This window comes from Sphingomicrobium sp. XHP0239 (assembly GCF_039555325.1).
Taxonomy (GTDB): domain Bacteria; phylum Pseudomonadota; class Alphaproteobacteria; order Sphingomonadales; family Sphingomonadaceae; genus Sphingomicrobium; species Sphingomicrobium maritimum.
Window position 1 is genome coordinate 1,945,694 of sequence record NZ_CP154608.1, and the last position, 16,110, is coordinate 1,961,803.

Consider the following 16,110-nt stretch of genomic DNA (forward strand, 5'->3'; position numbering starts at 1 on the left):
ATCCGGAGTCTCTGCCATGCGTTCCACCATTCTCCTTGCCCCCCTCGCGCTTGCCGCCTGCAACCAGGCCGAGGCCGATCCGCGCGGCGTCGACCGCGACGAAACCCTGCTGACCGTCAACGCCACCGGCGAGGCGGAGGCGCGTCCCGACGAAGCGCGCTTCAGCCTCGGCGTCGAGACGCTCGCGGGAAGCGCCCGTGCCGCCAGCGCCGCCAATGCGGAGAAGATGCAGGAGGTGATGGTCGCGCTTGCGCCCTTCGACATTCCCGAAGAGCAGATGCAGACCCGCAACCTCTCGGTCCAGCGCATCACCTACGGCGACGATCGGGGCCGCTACCGCGCGTACAACATCCTCGAGGTGCGGATGGACGATGTCGATCGGGCCGGCGATGCCGTGACCGCGGTCACCGACACGGGCGGCAACCTCGTGAGCGGGCCTACCCTGGCCCAGTCCGACCCCGAGGCGGCGACCCAGTCGGCCTATGCCGAGGCCTATCGCAACGCGCGGCTCCGCGCCGATGCCTATGCGGAGGCGGCGGGGCTGCAGGTCGCGCGGATCCTGACCATCCGTGACGGGGGACAGCAGGGCGGCCCCTATCCGGTCGACACGGCTTCGGTCGAGATGTCGGCGCAGGCGGCCCCGCCCCCGCCGATCAATACCGCGCCGTTCCAGCCGGGCATGAACCGCGCGCGGGTCAACGTGACCGTGGCCTTCGCGCTCGAAGCGGCGGACGACTAAGCCGCGAACGCCTCGGCGTGCTTCAGTCGGTCGTAGGCGTCGATCACCGCGCGCAGCCGCGCTTCGTGGCGGCGATCCCCGCCGTTGCGATCGGGGTGATAGACCCGCACCAGTTTCTTGTAGGCGGCACGAACGTCCGCGAGCGTTGCATCGCTGCCGATGCCGAGCACGTGCAGCGATTCCTGCTCGGCCGCGCTGAAACGCGATCGGGCCTGCGCCTTGCGCATCGAAGCGCCGCCACGAAAGCGCGCCGCGATGGCGTCGAGCGGGTCGTCGAAATCGGCCCAGGCGGGTCCGGGGTCGCCGCCCCGGGTGAAGGCGAAGCGGCGCGAGCCTCGGTCGCGACGGGGAATGGGCGAGGTTTCCTCCGCAATCTCCTCCGCGCTCATCCCGTCGAAATAATCGTAGGCCGCATTATGCTCGCGCACGTGCTCGAGACAGAGGTAGCGGTAGTGGCCGGGGCCGTCGAAATCGCCGAGCGTCACGGGCGCGCGAAACTCGCCCGCTTCCTCGCATCCCGGATGGGCGCAGGTCGCTGCCGCACCCTCGACCCGCCCGTGCCATTTGGTGTGTCGTGAAGCCATGAACGCAACAACATAAGAAGCGCACCTGAACCTTGCCAGACCCCCGCGCGTAGGGAGGATATGACCGACGAAAGCCCCTCCGATACGACCGTCTCCGCCGAGATCATCCGCCGCCTTCGCAACGCGCTTCACCCCGAAACGCTGCGCCTCGACAACGAGAGCGCCCAGCACGCCGGCCATGCCGGTGACGACGGATCGGGCGAGACCCACTGGTCGCTGCATATCGTTTCCGCGCAGTTCGCGGGCGAGAACCGGGTCGCGCGCCAGCGGATGATTTACAAGGCGCTGGGTGACCTCATGGACAATCCCATTCATGCGCTGCAGATCAAGGCGCAAACCCCCGAGGAGGCCCGCGCATGAGCTACGACCTTTGGTACTGGCCCTCGATCCAGGGACGCGGCGAGTTCGTGCGGCTGGCACTGGAAGCAGCGGAGCAACCCTACCGCGACCGCGCGCGCGACGCCGATGCACAGGCGCTGGTCGAGGATCTGGAAGCGCGCTCGGGCTTTCGCCCCTACGCACCGCCCTATCTGGTCGACGGCGACCATGTCGTCAGCCAGGTCGCGCACGTCTGCGCCTACCTCGCCGGCAAGCACGATTTCGGCGGCGCGGACATGCACGAGGGATCGGCACTGATGCAGGTACAGCTGACCGTCACCGACATCGTCGCCGAAGTGCACGACACGCACCACCCGGTCGAGCAGGGCGCCTACTACAAGGACCAGGAGCCCGAGGCGGAGCGCGCCGCCAAGGAGTTTCGCGACGACCGGATGCCCAAATATTTCGCCTATTTCGAAGACGCGCTGTCGGCGAACGACGGCCCGTTCGCGGGCGGCCAACGATGGACCCACGTCGATACGTCGCTGTTCCAGCTGGTCGAGGGTCTTCGCTATGCCTTTCCCAAGCGGATGAAGGCGATCGAGAGCGACTATCCCAGGCTGATCGCGTGCCGCGATGCGGTCGCCGACCTTCCGGGGATCGCCGCCTACCTCAAATCCGATCGACGCATTCCCTTCAACGAAAACGGGATCTTCCGTCACTATCCGGAGCTGGACGGCCAATGAGCTTGATCGACATCACCCCCACGGTCCACGATCTGGGCGCTTTCAAGGTCCGCCGCGTGCTGCCATCTAAGGCCCGCACGATGGTGGGGCCCTTCATCTTCGTCGACGAATTCGGCCCCGCGCAGATGGAAACGGGCGAGGGCATGGACGTTCGCCCCCACCCGCACATCAACCTCGCCACCGTCACCTACCTGTTCGAGGGCGCGATCCATCATCGCGACAGCCTCGGCACCAGCCAGGTGATCCGCCCGGGCGCCGTCAATCTGATGACCGCGGGCAAGGGCATCGTCCATTCCGAACGCAGCCCGCAGGACGAGCGCGACGCCGGTCCCAAGCTCTACGGAATGCAGACGTGGCTGGCGCTTCCCGAGGACCGCGAAGAGATGGAGCCAGCGTTCGACCATGTCGGGTCCGACGCGCTACCGCTTGTCGAGGACGGCAACGCCTCCGCCCGCATCCTGATGGGGACCCTGTGGGGCGCCAGCGCGGGGACGCCGCAGCACAGTTCGACCATCTACGCCGACCTGCTGCTCGACGGGGGCGCGTTGCCGATCGACGCGGAGGCCGACGAACGGGCGGTGCTCGTCACCGAAGGCACGCTCTCGCTCGACGACCAGAAGCTCGAACCGTTCATCCTATATGTGCTTGCCCCTGGGGAGGCGATGACGCTCAAGGGCACGGGGCGCGCGATGCTGCTCGGCGGCGAAGCCTTCGCGACCAAGCGCCACGTCTGGTGGAATTTCGTGAGCTCGAGCCCCGATCGCATCCAGCAGGCGAAGGAAGACTGGCAGAACCGACGCTTCGACGTGGTCCCCGGCGACGCGGAAGAGCGCATTCCGATCCCCGACGTTCCCAAGACCGTCAGCTACCCCTGACGATTTGACACGCGCCCGGCCGTGTAACAGGGTATCACGCAATCGAGGGAGCCAGCACCATGTTCGTTTCTGCCATTCTCCTTGCCGCTTCGTTTGCCAGCCCCGAAGTCGAGCTGACCGCCGAACTGGCCCGCGCGATGGACAGTAGCGAACTCGCCAATACGATCCTCGGGGATGAACATGGTGCGATGTCCGGGCATCGCATCACTTTCGGACGCGACGGCCGCATTTCCTCGATCCGGCTTTCCGAAGAGGGCACCGCCGATTCCGACGGTCAGTGCGTGCGTCGCAGCTATGTCGCCAGCTTCGACGGCAGCGACCGAACCAGCGACGCCGTGAAACTCCACCGCGTCCGGGCCGAGCTGAGTTTCAGACCGAGCAGTTCTTGCGAGGGTGCCGACGGCTGGGTGCGCGTCGACAGCCCGGCGGACCTTGCCAATGCACGGCGCGTGCTCGCAGAGATCAAGGACATCCGCGCACGGCAGACCGGCGCGCCGCGCGCCGGCCTATATTGTCGCGACGACACCAACCAAGGGAAATGCGGCGATGACGTCCATGTCACGTTGAAGAGCATCGATCTCGACGACGCTTGGAAGCTCGAACCCTATGGCGAACGCAACGGGGCCTTCTATCACCTGATCGTTGCCGACACCTCGATCGACGACACCGCGACGCCGCCACAGTGGGTATTGCGCTACATGCCCGCGCCCTCACCCGCCTCGCCGGTCCTGATGATGCACTATTATCAACCGATTCCGGGTCCGCCCATGCTGCCTGGTGAGCCGGCCGCGGTGGTGGTCGGAGAGCTTTGAACACCGAGCGAATCGCGCTGTCGACGGGGGTCACGCTCAACGTCGCGACCGCCGGGCCGCAGGACGCGCCTCCGGTCTACCTGCTCCACGGCTTTCCCGAATCGCATCGAACGTGGCGCGGCGTCGCGGCGCTGCTCGAGGACGATTTCCGCCTCGTCATGCCCGACCAGCGCGGGTTCGCCGGATCGGACAAGCCCGCCGATATCGCGGCCTATCGCACGGACAAGGCGATCGCCGACCTGCTCGCGCTGGCGGAGGCCAACGGGCACGAGAAGTTCGCGCTCGTCGGGCACGACTGGGGCGGCGCGGTGGCGTGGGCGGCAGCGCTGCGTGGCGGACCCCACGTCGAAAAGCTCGTCGCGATCAACTCGCCCCATCCGCTGATCTTCCAGCGCTCCCTCATCGACGATCCCGATCAGCGCGCCGCCAGCCAGTATATGAGCCGGTTCCGCGAAACGGGGATGGAGGAGCGGATCCGCGACATGGGCATCGACACCTTCTTCGAGAAGAGTTTCGCGCCGCATGTCGGCCTGTCCGCGATTTCCGACGAGGAGCGCCAAACCTACATCGATCAATGGAGCGAAGAGGGCGCGCTCGAAGGGATGCTCGCCTGGTATCGCGCCAGCCCGATGCTCGTCCCCGGCGTGGACGAGGAGGACGTCGCTTATCCCGACTGGCTGATGGCCGGCGTGCCGACGATCCGGGTTCCCACGCTGGTGGTATGGGGCATGCAGGACAAGGCGCTGCGCCCCTGCCAACTCGACGGGCTGGACGGGCTGATCGACGACCTCACGATCGAACGGATTGAGGACGCGGGTCACTTCGTGCCGTGGGAGAAGCCCGAGCCGGTGGCCGATGCGATCCGCGCGTTCCTGACGCGCTAGGCGATCCACTCCATCCAGGCGCCATGCGCATGGGCACGGGCCAGTTCGACGCGTTCGGCCGCGCCCGGCCACGCCCTCACGTGCAGCCGGTGCTTGAGCAAGGTGCGGTCGCCTTCGAGTTCCACCCAGGCCAAGGGCCGCTCCTCGCTGGCCCGTGCACCCGCCGCTTCCATCGCCGCGCGGACGCGGTCCTGCGTCTCGGCGGGAAGATATTGCCAGACCAGGCTGTGCATCAGGACGCGCGTGACGCCTTCCTCCTGGGGTTCGGCGAGGCGGCTCTCGACGAAATCGGCGGCGTCGGCCTGCACGACGTGCGGCGGGTCGGCGTCGGCGAGCGCGAACGCCTGCTCCAGCCGCGCCATCCGCGCCTTCATCTCGGGCCACACGTAGGCGGCCAGCCGCACCCGCCCCTCACGGCTCGACAGGTCGACGGGATCGCGGTCGCAGCCCGTCAACGACACGATGGAGACGTCGGCATCGGGCGGCGACGCACCCCGCCAATCGGGCACGATCTCGAGCGAGCTGCCCGCGTCGCCGGCCCGCACCCCGCCGAGATCGAAGGCGAAGCGGTCCATCATCAGGTTGATCCCCGCGCTCGACCCGATCTCGATCAATTCGAAGCGCGGTGAGTGGCCCCGCGCCGCCAGCCACAGCAGCGCCGCCATGAACCCCGCCGAGCGCCCCGCCTCGTTGGTCTGCGGCGGGCCCTTCAACCACGGCAGGATGTCGGCCTCGCGCTCCGCGACGACCGCGGCGATCGTGTCGGACAGTTCCTCGCGCGTCAGTTCACCCGCGTACAGCGGGGCCAGCCGCGGCTCGGCGCCCGACAGGTGCAGGGCATGGACGGCCGCCGCCACGCGCAGCGGCAGCACGTCGGCGAGCGGATCGCCCGGCCAGCGATGCAGCGCCTGCCCCAACGTTCCGTCGGGATCGACCCGGTCCCAGACCGCCTTCACGATGGCGGCCGTGAGCGGCGCCCCGTTCGCGCGGCAATAGTCGATCTGGTTGGCGAAGGCGGCGGCGGGGGTCGGGCTCATGCGCGCATCTCACTCCATCCGGGGTTGATTGTATAGCGTGTCCGACGCACATGCCGCGGATCATGACCAGCCGTTCCCAATCGCGCAGTGCCGCGCGCCTCGCCGCCGTCCAGGCGCTCTACCAGCGCGACATGGAGGGCACCGCGACCGCGCAGCTCATCCACGAATTCCACGAACATCGTCTCGGCGCGACGATCGAGGGCGAAACCTACGCCGAGGCCGAAGTGCTGTTCTTCGACGATGTCGTCGCCGGCGTCGTGGCGCGCGGGGAGGAAATCGACGGCAAGATCGCCGCGAAGCTGGCGGAAGGATGGAAGCTGGAACGGCTGGACAAGCCGATGCGCGCGATCCTGCGCGCCGGCACCTACGAACTGCTCGCCCGTCCCGACGTGCCGCGCGCCAGCGTGATCGACGAATATCTCGATGTCGCCGACGCCTTCTACGACAAGAAGGAAAAGGGCTTCGTCAACGGCCTGCTCGACGCCATCGCCAAGGACGTCCGCGGCTAGGGATCCTCGCGGTCGAGAAAGGCCAGCGGGATATCGACCCGCTCGCGCCACGCATTCTCGTCATGCTCCGCACCCGAAAAGCGGCGGCTCTCGTACGCCGCGCCGTCCCATCCCCGTTCTGCCATCATCGCGTCGAAGGCATCGGCGTAGGGCGGATAATATTGGTCCAGCGTCGCGGTGCCATGATCCATGTAGAGCCGATTGGGCCCGGGGCGCATCGCGCTCGTCTCCAGATAGCGCGCCCACGCCGCGGTCGTATCGGCGACATTGGCCGCCACGTCGCCCACCTCGGGTTCGCCGAGCGGATAGTGAATCGATACCGCCGCCGCCTGCCCGAACACGTCGGGATATTCGGCAAGAGCATAAAGGCTCATCAGCCCGCCCATCGAACTGCCCATCACCGCCGTGTCCTCCGGCCCGGGCAGCGTGCGGTACGCGTCGTCGATGAAACCCTTCAGCGTGTTCGTCAGCCAGAAAAGATATTCATCGCCCATCAGCGCCTCGCGCTCGATCATCGGGCTCCCCGAAACGCTCGCCAGCGCAGCGACCCGTTCGGCGGGCAGGTGATCGACCAGCTTTTCCGGGAACAGGGTCATGTAACGCTGCTCGGGGCTGCGGATACCGACGACGATCCATTCGCGAAGATCGCCGCGCGAGTGCAATCGGGCGATTGCCTCGTCCATGCCCCATTCCTTCTGGTAGTTGGTGAGGGCGGGATCGAAGAGGTTCTGGCCGTCGTGCATGTAGAGGACTGGGTAGCGTCGGTCCTCGTCGTCCTCGTAGGAAGACGGGAACCATACGAAGACTTCGGCCCCCTCGCTCCAGCCCGTCGCCGCGCGCCAGCACATGCGCATGACCGAGCCTGAAGACACGGCGACGTCGCTTGCTTCGCGATTGATCAACGTCGGCGCCGGCAGGTCCTCGGGCCAGCCGGAAAGCTCGCACGAAAGCGCCACCGCCATCATCATCGTCCCGATTGCCATGTCCTGTTCCTTCGTGGCAGCCTGTCGACGATGAGAATGCCCGCAAACATCCGCCGCGAAAAGCCTTGAGCGTCGAGGCCCGCCTGCTCGACCGGCTGCGGCGGATGGTCAGCCATCCCGCCGCCAAAGGGCTCACCGACGACGCCGCGCATCTGGGCGACCTCGTGCTCAGTCACGACAGCATCGCGCAGGGCGTGCATTACCGTGCCGAAGATCCGCCCGAGAGCGTCGGCTGGAAGCTGGCGGCGGTGAACCTGTCCGACCTCGCCGCCAAGGGGGCGGAACCGGTCGGGGCGCTGCTGTCGCTGACGATCGGCGATCCTCCCGACAGGATGCTGGAAGGCGAGTGGGAGGAGGCGTTCCTGCGCGGGGTCGCGGCGGCGGGGGAAAGCTACGGTCTGCCGCTGCTGGGGGGCGACACGATCGCCCTGCCCCCGGGCGCGCCGCGCGTACTCGGCCTGACCGTGGTCGGACGCGGAGGCGGATCGACGCCGCTTCGATCGGGCGCGAGGGCGGGCGACGTCATCGTCACGATCGGCACCTTCGGCGACGCGATGGCGGGGCTGGCGCTGCTGGAGGAGGATGCGAACGCGGCGGGCACGCTCGTCGATATCTATCGCCGCCCCATCCCCCAGCTCGCCGCCGGACAGGCGCTCGCCGCCGCCGCCCATGCGATGATGGACGTGTCCGACGGCCTGCTGCTCGACGCCGACCGAATGGCCAGTGCGAGCGGGCTCAGCTGGGAGATCGAACTCGACGCGGTGCCGCTATCGGCCGCCTTTCTCGCCGCGCGCGGCGAGGATCGCGCGGCGCGCCTGTTCGCGGCGAGCGCGGGCGACGATTATGCACTGCTCGCCGCGGTTCCCGAGCGGACCGCCACGACGTTAAGCCAATCTTTACCTCCCGGGACCATCGTCCATTCCGTCGGACGGTTCGTGTCCGGCCCGGCCCGCGTGCTTACCCACGCTGGCCAGCGGATCGAATTGCCGGAGAGGCTCGGCCATGAACATCGCATTGAATGATCTTCGCCGTGTCGCCATCGCGATCGTCGGGCTCGCTTCGGGCAGCCTGGCCGCTTTCCTGATCGTCTGAGTCGCCGATTCTTCCGCGCTTGCGCCCGCGGAATGTGGCGCTACACCTGTTGTCCTGAAGATTAACGCGGGGGCCCGTCGGGGCCGCGGACTTTTGGGGGACGACTACCGATGAATCTGGTTCTGATCGCGATCGCCTGTGGCGTTTTCGCTCTGCTGTACGGCATTCTCACGAGCCGCCAGGTGCTGGGCGCACCGGCGGGCAACGAACGCATGGTCGAGGTGGCGGGCGCCATCCAGGAAGGGGCGAAAGCCTATCTGAAACGGCAATATACGGCGATCACGGTGGTCGGCGTCATTGTCGCGGTGTTGGTGCTTCTGTTTCTCGGCTGGGTCGCGGCGATCGGGTTCGTGATCGGCGCGGTGCTGTCCGGACTGGCGGGCTTCATCGGCATGAACGTGTCGGTAGGCGCCAACGTGCGCACCGCGCAGGCGGCCTCGAAAAGCCTTCAGGCGGGTCTGACGCTGGCGTTCCGTTCGGGGGCGGTGACGGGCATGCTCGTCGTCGGGCTGGCGCTGCTCGCGATCGCGGGCTTCTTCGCCTATCTCATCGGTCCCGGCGGGTACGAAGCCGACAGTTCGACGGTCGTCATCGGCCTCACCGCGCTGGCGCTGGGTGCCTCGCTGGTGTCGATCTTCGCGCGTCTGGGCGGCGGCATCTTCACGAAGGCCGCCGACGTCGGCGCCGATCTGGTCGGCAAGGTCGAGGCGGGCATTCCCGAGGACGATCCCCGCAACCCGGCGGTCATCGCCGACAACGTGGGCGATAACGTCGGCGATTGCGCGGGCATGGCGGCCGACCTGTTCGAAACCTATGTCGTCACCGTCGGCATCACGATGGTGCTGACCGCGCTGCTTCTCGGCGACGTCGCGGGCGACCTTCTGGTACCGCTCATGGCGCTTCCGCTGCTGATCGGCGGGGCCTGCATCCTCACCAGCATCATCGGCACCTTCTTCGTGCGGCTCGGCAAGGGCAGCTCGAACGTGATGGCCGCGATGTACAAGGGCTTCCTCGTCAGCGCGATCCTCGCCATCCCGCTGATCTATTTCGCCACGCAATACGCCTTGGGCGACATGAGCGCGGTGATCGGCAGCAACATCACCGACATCGACGCCAACGCGCCACTGGCCGAAGAAGGCACGACCACGATAGCGCCGTTCACGGGCATGGATCTGTTCTTCTGCTCGCTGATCGGCCTGGCCGTCACCGGCCTCATCATCTGGATCACCGAATATTACACCGGCACCAACTATCGCCCGGTGAAGTCGATCGCCAAGGCGTCGGAGACCGGCCACGGCACCAACGTCATCCAGGGCCTCGCGATCAGCCTCGAGGCGACGGCGCTGCCTACGCTGCTGTTCGTCATCGGCATCATCGCCAGCTTCCAGCTCGCGGGGCTCATGGGTCTTGCCTATGCCGCGACCGCGATGCTCTCGCTCGCCGGCATGGTCGTCGCACTGGACGCCTACGGGCCGGTCACCGACAATGCCGGCGGCATCGCCGAAATGTCGGGGCTGGACGACAGCGTCCGCGAGAAGACCGATCTTCTCGACGCGGTCGGCAACACGACCAAGGCGGTCACCAAGGGCTATGCGATCGGTTCGGCCGCGCTCGCCGCCCTCGTGCTGTTCGCCGCCTACACGACCGACCTGCGGAAATACTTCCCTGGCTCGGACGTCGATTTCAGCCTCGAGAATCCGTACGTGATCGTCGGGCTGCTGCTCGGCGCGCTTCTCCCCTACCTGTTCGGTGCACTGGGCATGACCGCGGTCGGCCGTGCGGCGGGCGACGTCGTCATCGACGTCCGCCAGCAGTTCAAGGACAAGCCCGGCATCATGGACGGCTCGCAGCGTCCCGATTACGCCCGCACCGTCGATCTCGTCACCAAGGCGGCGATCAAGGAGATGGTCGTCCCCTCGCTACTCCCGGTCCTCGCGCCCGTCGTGATCTATTTCGCGATCACCGCTGTGGCGGGCCAGGAAAACGGCTTTGCGGCACTCGGCGCCCTGCTGCTCGGCGTGATCGTCTCGGGGCTGTTCGTGGCGCTCTCGATGACCTCGGGCGGCGGCGCATGGGACAATGCCAAGAAATATATCGAGGACGGCAATCACGGCGGCAAGGGCTCCGAAGCCCACAAGGCCGCAGTGACCGGCGACACGGTGGGCGATCCCTACAAGGACACCGCCGGCCCGGCCGTGAACCCGATGATCAAGATCACGAACATCGTGGCCATCCTCCTCCTCGCCGCGCTGGCGGGGGCCGGTTCGGGCCTGATTTCCTGATCTGATACCTGCTTCGCGCGACGCGATCTCGGGGCGGCGGACCATGACGGTTCGCCGCCCCTTTTTGATTTCGTTTTGGCAAATCAATCGGTGTTGCTATTTCGGGCCCGTGCCGATCCTACAGCGTACCGGGGATTTCGTATGACAACTTCGCCACCGAAAAGGTGCGGGGCCGACTATATGACCCGCCTCATCGACTTCGTGACGAGGCACAACCCGCCGTCATAACAAACGCTTGGGCGGCGATGCTTCCCTTTTGATGCTGCAGCCGCTAAGAGCGCCGCTCACTTCACACCCGCACGAAAGGATCAAGGTTGGCCAAGGAAGAACTTCTCGAGATGCGTGGACGGGTGGTCGAGCTGCTGCCGAATGCGATGTTCCGCGTCGAGCTGGAGAACGGCCACGAGATCCTCGGACACACGGCGGGCAAGATGCGCAAGAACCGCATCCGCGTGCTGACGGGCGATGAAGTGCTCGTCGAACTGACGCCCTACGACCTGACCAAGGGCCGCATCACCTATCGCTTCAAATAGGGCCTAGCCCCCGCGATGAAACTCGTCCTCGCCTCGGCATCGCCCCGCCGCCGCGACCTTCTGGCGCGCATCCATGCCGCGCCCGACGCGGTCGATCCCGCCGATATCGACGAGGAACCGCACCCCGGCGAACTGCCCAAGCCCCACGCCCAGCGGCTCGCCAGCGAGAAGGCCACAGCGGTGGCTGCGCGGCATCCCGATGCGCTCGTGCTGGCGGGGGACACCGTCGTCGCGGTCGGGCGGCGCATCCTTCCCAAGGCCGAGGACGAAGCGACGCTGCGGGCCTGCCTCGAACTGCTGTCGGGCCGACGGCACCGCGTCTTCACCGGCACCTGCCTCGTCCACCCCGACGGTCGCCGCTGGGAGCGGACGGCCGAGACGATCGTCGCGATGAAGCGGTTGAGCGCCGAGGAGATCGATGCCTATGCCGCCATGCCCGACGAATGGATGGGGAAGGCCGGGGGCTACGGGCTGCAGGGCTATGGCGAAGTCTACGTCCGTTTCATCCACGGCAGCCAATCCAACGTCGTCGGCCTGCCCGTGGGCGAGGTACGCCACATGCTGAAGGCCGCCGGATACGAACTGCCATGAGCGACTGGGTCATCGAGCGCGGAATCGGGGAAACCCGCGCCGCACGGCTCGATGCCGCGGGCGCGGTGGTCGAGGCACGGGTGCGCCGCGATGGCGTGGTCGCCGCCGGCACCGTCCTCAATGCCCGACTGGTCGCGATCGCGCCGCGCGTCACGGTCGAGGCGGCGGGCGAGCAGTTCCTGCTACCCCGCGGCGCGTCCGGCATCAGCGAGGGCGCTGCCATCCGCATCCGCGTCACGCGCGAGGCGATCGGGACCGAACCGTGGAAACGGGCCCTGGCGGTCCAGACCGACGAGGACGTGCGCGATGCGCCGCCGCTCGCCGAAGGGGTCGAGGGGGTCATCCACGGCTGGGAAGACCTTCTGGAAAAAGCGCGCGCGGGCATCGTCGATTTCGACGGCGGGCAGCTGCGCATCGAACCCACCGCCGCGATGACGATGATCGACGTCGACGGCTGGCTGGTCCCCGACAAGCTGGCGCAGATGGCCGCCTGGGCCGCCGCCCGCGCCATCGCGCGGCTCGATCTGGGGGGCAGCGTCGGAGTGGATTTTCCCAGCATCGAGGGAAAGGCCGCGCGACAGGAAATCGGCACGATCCTCGACGACTATCTGCCGGAGGGGACCGAACGCACGCAGATGAACGGCTACGGCTTCGTTCAGATCGTGCGCGCCAAGGACCGCGCAAGCCTTGTCGACCTCGCCACGGACCGCGCCGCATTCGAGGCCCGCGCCCTTCTGCGCCGCGCCGGCACCGCGGTCGGCGCGACGACGCTCGCCGCCCACCCCGCGGTCGTCGCGCTGCTGGAGACGCGGACCGATTGGATCGAGGCGCTCGCACGCCGCGTCGGCGGGGCCGTCACCTTGAAGGCCGACCCCGGCCTTGCCATGTCGGGTGGGTATGCCGACTAAGCCTTCCACCTGTCCGACCTGTGCCGCGCCCACCGACCCCAGATACCGGCCATTCTGCAGCCGCGGGTGCAAGGATCGCGACCTGTTGAACTGGCTCGGCGACGGCTATCGCATTCCGGGGCCGAGCGTCGCCGAAGAAGGGCTGGACAGCGCTCCGGAGGACGGCTAGACGCCGCCTTCGCTGCACCGCGCTTGCCGCGCGGGTTCGCCGCACGCCCAGGTAGCTCAGTTGGTAGAGCATGCGACTGAAAATCGCAGTGTCGGCAGTTCGAACCTGTCCCTGGGCACCATCTCCCCCCACTTCCGACCACGCGCGAGCCCGGTCTCCATCCGCGATGGGACGGGAACAAGTCGGCTCGCCGGGCCCTTGAGCCTTATCTTGCGCTTCCTGTTCCTCTTTCTCCTGATCGTCCTCGCCCCGGTGGCGGGGTCGAACGCCGCGATCCCCCTCCCGCTGCCGGGTGGCGAGGCGGAGACCGAAGGGGCGAGCGATGCCGCGCCCACGCCCCAGATCATCGAGGATACGCAGAGCGACGGCGAGGACGACCGCATCGCGGCGCGCATCGGCGACATCTTCGCCGAAATCCCGGCCTTCCGTTCGGTCGATGTCGTCGTCGACGGCGGTGTCGTCACCTTGTCGGGAAGCGTCGCGGACGCCGAAGACATCGACCGCGCGGAGACGATCGCCGGGCGTGTCGCGGGCGTCGTCACGGTCGAGAACGATCTGGAACGCGACCTTTCGCTGGATACCGGCCTCACCGGTCTGGCCAGCATCGGCGAGCGGATCGACGGTCTGGTCGCGGTTCTGCCGCTTCTCGCGCTGGCCATCGCCATTGCCGCCGCCGTCATGGTCGTCGGCTATCTGATCGCGGGCCTCGGCGGCTTGTGGCGGCGCATCCTTCCCAACGCCTTCCTCGCAGAACTGGTCGCCAGCGCGGTGCGCTTCGCGTCCGTGGTCATCGGCATCGTCATCGCGCTCGACATGCTGGGGGCGGCGGCGTTGCTGGGCGCGGTACTGGGCGGTGCGGGAATCATCGGCATCGCCCTCGGCTTCGCGATGCGCGACACGGTCGAGAATTACGTGGCCTCGCTGATGCTGTCGCTGCGCCAGCCGTTCCGTGCGAACGATCATGTGATCATCGACGACAAGGAAGGGCGGATCATCCGTCTGACGAGCCGCGCGACCATCATCATGACGCTGGACGGCAACCACCTGCGGATCCCCAACGGACAGGTCTTCAAGGCGACCATCCTCAACTTCACCACCAACCCCCATCGCCGCTTCGAGTTCGAACTCGGGATCGACGCCGACGACGATCCCAACGCCGCTCGCCGGCTGGGGCGCAAGACGCTCGGCGCGCTGCCCTTCGTCCTCGATGACCCCGCGCCCGAGGCACGGACCGAAGCGGTCGGCGACAGCAACATCGTCATCAAGTTCCTCGGCTGGGTGGACCAGCGCGAGGTCGACTGGTTCAAGGCGCGCAGCCTCGCCATCGCCAACGTCAAGGCAGCGCTCGAGGATGCGGGCTTCGGGCTTCCCGAACCCATCTACCGGCTGCGCTTCGACCCGCGGACCACCGCGCTTCCGTTCGAGAATATCGGCGAAAGCGACGGGCGCAGCGGCAGGAACCCCGCATCGCGTGCGACCGCCCGGCCGGTCGATCCCGATCATGTCGACGAGGATATCCGCCCCGCCGACGAAGTGGCGCAGATGGTCGAAGCCGAACGCGCCGCCGAACCCGACGAAAAGGATCTGCTCGATTCGAACCGCCCGGTCGAATGACCGGCCGCGGCGATCGATAGGTCCGAGGCTGGCTAGGTGGTCGGCGTCCTGCCTACCCGCTCGCGCGCCGCGGCAATCTGGCGTCGCACCTCGTCGGGGGCGGTGCCGCCGAAACAGGTTCGGCTGCCTGCCGATCGTTCCAGCGACAGCATCGCGCGCGCTTCGTCGTCGAGCCGCGCATCGACGCCCCGCAACGCCTCGCCGTCCAGCGCGTCGAGATTGACGCCCTGCGCATCCGCCGCCGCGACGGCCCGCCCGACGATATGATGCGCCTCGCGGAACGGCACGTCCTTCTCGCGCACGAGCCAGTCGGCAAGGTCGGTGGCGGTGGCATGACCGCTCCCCGCCACCGCGCGCATCCGGTCGGGCACGAAGGTCAGCGTCTCGATCATCCCCGCCATCGCGCGGAGCGACACCGTCAGAAGGTCGCGCACCTCGATCACCGGCGGCTTGTCGTTCTGCATGTCCTTGGCATAGGCGAGCGGCAGTCCCTTCAGCATCGCCCCCAGCCCCGTCAGCGCGCCGAGGATGCGTCCGGCATGGGCGCGCACGAGTTCGGCGGCGTCGGGATTGCGTTTCTGCGGCATGATCGAACTGCCGGTCGACCAGGCATCGGGCAGTTTCACGAACCCGAAGGGCTGGCTCGCCCAGATCACGATCTCCTCGGCCAGCCGCGACAGGTGCAGCGAACAGGCGCTGGCAGCCGCCAGATAGTCGAACGCGAAGTCGCGATCGCTGACCGCGTCGATCGAATTGCGTGTCGGCCCGTCGAAGCCCAATGCGCTCGCCGTCGCTGCCCGGTCGATCGGAAAGCTCGTCCCCGCCAGCGCTGCCGATCCCAACGGACACAAATTCATCCGCGTCGCCGCATCGGCGAACCGCGACCGGTCGCGCTCCGCCATTTCGACATAGGCCATCAGGTGGTGGCCGAGCGTCACCGGTTGCCCCGACTGCAGATGCGTGAAGCCCGGCATGATCGTGTCGGCATGGTCCTCGGCCCGGTCGAGAAGCGCATGCTGGAACGCTGCCAACAAGGCATCCGCCTCTGCGCACGCCTCGCGCACGTAGAGCTTGAAATCGGTTGCCACCTGGTCGTTGCGCGAACGGGCGGTGTGCAGCCGTCCCGCATCCTCGCCGATCAGTTCGGCCAGCCGCGCCTCGACGTGCATGTGGATGTCCTCGAGCGCCGCATTCTCCGGCACCCCCTCCGCCTCATATTCGGCTGCGATCGTATCGAGACCCGCAGCGATCCGCTCCGCCGCCCCGCCGTCCACGATCCCCTGCGCCGCCAGCATCGCGACATGCGCCTTGCTCGCCGCGATGTCCTGCCGCCACAGATGCTTGTCGAAGGGAATGGACGCGTTGATCGCCTCCATCACTTCATCGGGGCCGCCCGCGAAACGCCCGCCCCACATCGTGTTGCCCGACTTCGCC

At 67.5% G+C, this 16,110-nt stretch carries 18 protein-coding genes and 1 tRNA gene; 15 read left to right on the forward strand and 4 right to left on the reverse strand.

Annotated elements, in window-relative coordinates; genetic code table 11:
- Positions 1-16 precede the first annotated feature (16 nt).
- Positions 17-739, forward strand: coding sequence for an SIMPL domain-containing protein (locus WJT74_RS09810; RefSeq protein ID WP_343344253.1), 723 nt, complete (start codon positions 17-19; stop codon positions 737-739).
- Here WJT74_RS09810 and WJT74_RS09815 read toward each other — a convergent pair.
- Positions 736-1,323, reverse strand: coding sequence for a J domain-containing protein (locus tag WJT74_RS09815; protein ID WP_343344256.1), 588 nt, complete (start codon positions 1,321-1,323; stop codon positions 736-738). The genes WJT74_RS09810 and WJT74_RS09815 overlap by 4 nt on opposite strands.
- Positions 1,324-1,383: 60 nt before the next feature.
- Here WJT74_RS09815 and WJT74_RS09820 point away from each other — a divergent pair, with 60 nt between their 5' ends.
- Genes WJT74_RS09820 through WJT74_RS09840 form a run of 5 tightly spaced genes read left to right on the forward strand, consistent with a single transcriptional unit; the run spans position 1,384 to position 4,958 of the window.
- A complete protein-coding gene (locus tag WJT74_RS09820) occupies positions 1,384-1,683 on the forward strand; it encodes a BolA family protein (protein WP_343344258.1) in 300 nt (99 codons plus the stop codon).
- Positions 1,680-2,387 (forward strand): glutathione S-transferase, encoded by a 708-nt coding sequence (locus WJT74_RS09825; protein ID WP_343344261.1) that lies wholly within the window; start codon positions 1,680-1,682, stop codon positions 2,385-2,387. Before WJT74_RS09820 ends, WJT74_RS09825 begins: the two co-directional genes overlap by 4 nt.
- Positions 2,384-3,262, forward strand: coding sequence for a pirin family protein (locus WJT74_RS09830; RefSeq protein ID WP_343344263.1), 879 nt, complete (start codon positions 2,384-2,386; stop codon positions 3,260-3,262). Before WJT74_RS09825 ends, WJT74_RS09830 begins: the two co-directional genes overlap by 4 nt.
- Positions 3,263-3,321: 59 nt before the next feature.
- Positions 3,322-4,074, forward strand: a complete 753-nt coding sequence (locus WJT74_RS09835; protein ID WP_343344266.1) for a hypothetical protein — start codon at positions 3,322-3,324, stop codon at positions 4,072-4,074.
- Positions 4,071-4,958 (forward strand): alpha/beta fold hydrolase, encoded by an 888-nt coding sequence (locus WJT74_RS09840; protein WP_343344269.1) that lies wholly within the window; start codon positions 4,071-4,073, stop codon positions 4,956-4,958. The genes WJT74_RS09835 and WJT74_RS09840 overlap by 4 nt, the downstream gene beginning before the upstream one ends.
- Here WJT74_RS09840 and WJT74_RS09845 read toward each other — a convergent pair.
- A complete protein-coding gene (locus WJT74_RS09845; RefSeq protein WP_343344271.1) occupies positions 4,955-5,995 on the reverse strand; it encodes a DUF2332 domain-containing protein in 1,041 nt (346 codons plus the stop codon). The two genes, WJT74_RS09840 and WJT74_RS09845, sit on opposite strands and share 4 nt — an antisense overlap.
- A 62-nt stretch (positions 5,996-6,057) precedes the next feature.
- Between WJT74_RS09845 and nusB the strand changes: the two genes are divergently transcribed.
- Positions 6,058-6,504: a transcription antitermination factor NusB gene (gene nusB / locus WJT74_RS09850; protein ID WP_343344273.1), complete on the forward strand. Its 447-nt coding sequence runs from the start codon at positions 6,058-6,060 to the stop codon at positions 6,502-6,504.
- Here nusB and WJT74_RS09855 read toward each other — a convergent pair.
- Positions 6,501-7,487, reverse strand: a complete 987-nt coding sequence (locus WJT74_RS09855; RefSeq protein WP_343344275.1) for an alpha/beta hydrolase — start codon at positions 7,485-7,487, stop codon at positions 6,501-6,503. The genes nusB and WJT74_RS09855 overlap by 4 nt on opposite strands.
- A 65-nt stretch (positions 7,488-7,552) precedes the next feature.
- On the opposite strand from WJT74_RS09855, the gene thiL reads away from it, so the two are divergent.
- The 8 genes from thiL (at position 7,553) to WJT74_RS09895 (ending at position 14,676) form a co-directional block, all read left to right on the forward strand.
- Positions 7,553-8,509, forward strand: coding sequence for a thiamine-phosphate kinase (thiL, locus tag WJT74_RS09860; protein ID WP_343344277.1), 957 nt, complete (start codon positions 7,553-7,555; stop codon positions 8,507-8,509).
- Between the two features lie 180 nt (positions 8,510-8,689).
- The gene (locus WJT74_RS09865; protein ID WP_343344279.1) at positions 8,690-10,861 is read left to right on the forward strand and encodes a sodium-translocating pyrophosphatase; all 2,172 of its coding nucleotides are present in this window, start codon (positions 8,690-8,692) and stop codon (positions 10,859-10,861) included.
- A gap of 314 nt (positions 10,862-11,175) precedes the next feature.
- Complete coding sequence (gene infA / locus WJT74_RS09870; protein ID WP_147042814.1) at positions 11,176-11,394, forward strand: translation initiation factor IF-1; 219 nt, start codon at positions 11,176-11,178, stop codon at positions 11,392-11,394.
- Between the two features lie 15 nt (positions 11,395-11,409).
- Positions 11,410-11,985, forward strand: a complete 576-nt coding sequence (locus tag WJT74_RS09875; protein ID WP_343344287.1) for a Maf family protein — start codon at positions 11,410-11,412, stop codon at positions 11,983-11,985.
- A complete protein-coding gene (locus WJT74_RS09880; protein ID WP_343344290.1) occupies positions 11,982-12,893 on the forward strand; it encodes a ribonuclease E/G in 912 nt (303 codons plus the stop codon). The genes WJT74_RS09875 and WJT74_RS09880 overlap by 4 nt, the downstream gene beginning before the upstream one ends.
- Positions 12,883-13,062 (forward strand): DNA gyrase inhibitor YacG, encoded by a 180-nt coding sequence (locus WJT74_RS09885; RefSeq protein ID WP_343344292.1) that lies wholly within the window; start codon positions 12,883-12,885, stop codon positions 13,060-13,062. The genes WJT74_RS09880 and WJT74_RS09885 overlap by 11 nt, the downstream gene beginning before the upstream one ends.
- A gap of 45 nt (positions 13,063-13,107) precedes the next feature.
- Positions 13,108-13,183 (forward strand) — tRNA-Phe (locus WJT74_RS09890).
- A gap of 77 nt (positions 13,184-13,260) precedes the next feature.
- Positions 13,261-14,676 (forward strand): mechanosensitive ion channel domain-containing protein, encoded by a 1,416-nt coding sequence (locus tag WJT74_RS09895; protein ID WP_343344295.1) that lies wholly within the window; start codon positions 13,261-13,263, stop codon positions 14,674-14,676.
- A gap of 32 nt (positions 14,677-14,708) precedes the next feature.
- On the opposite strand, the gene argH is transcribed toward WJT74_RS09895, so the two are convergent.
- On the reverse strand, positions 14,709-16,091 hold the full coding sequence (gene argH / locus WJT74_RS09900; protein ID WP_343348165.1) for an argininosuccinate lyase: 1,383 nt from the start codon (positions 16,089-16,091) through the stop codon (positions 14,709-14,711).
- Positions 16,092-16,110: the final 19 nt, after the last annotated feature.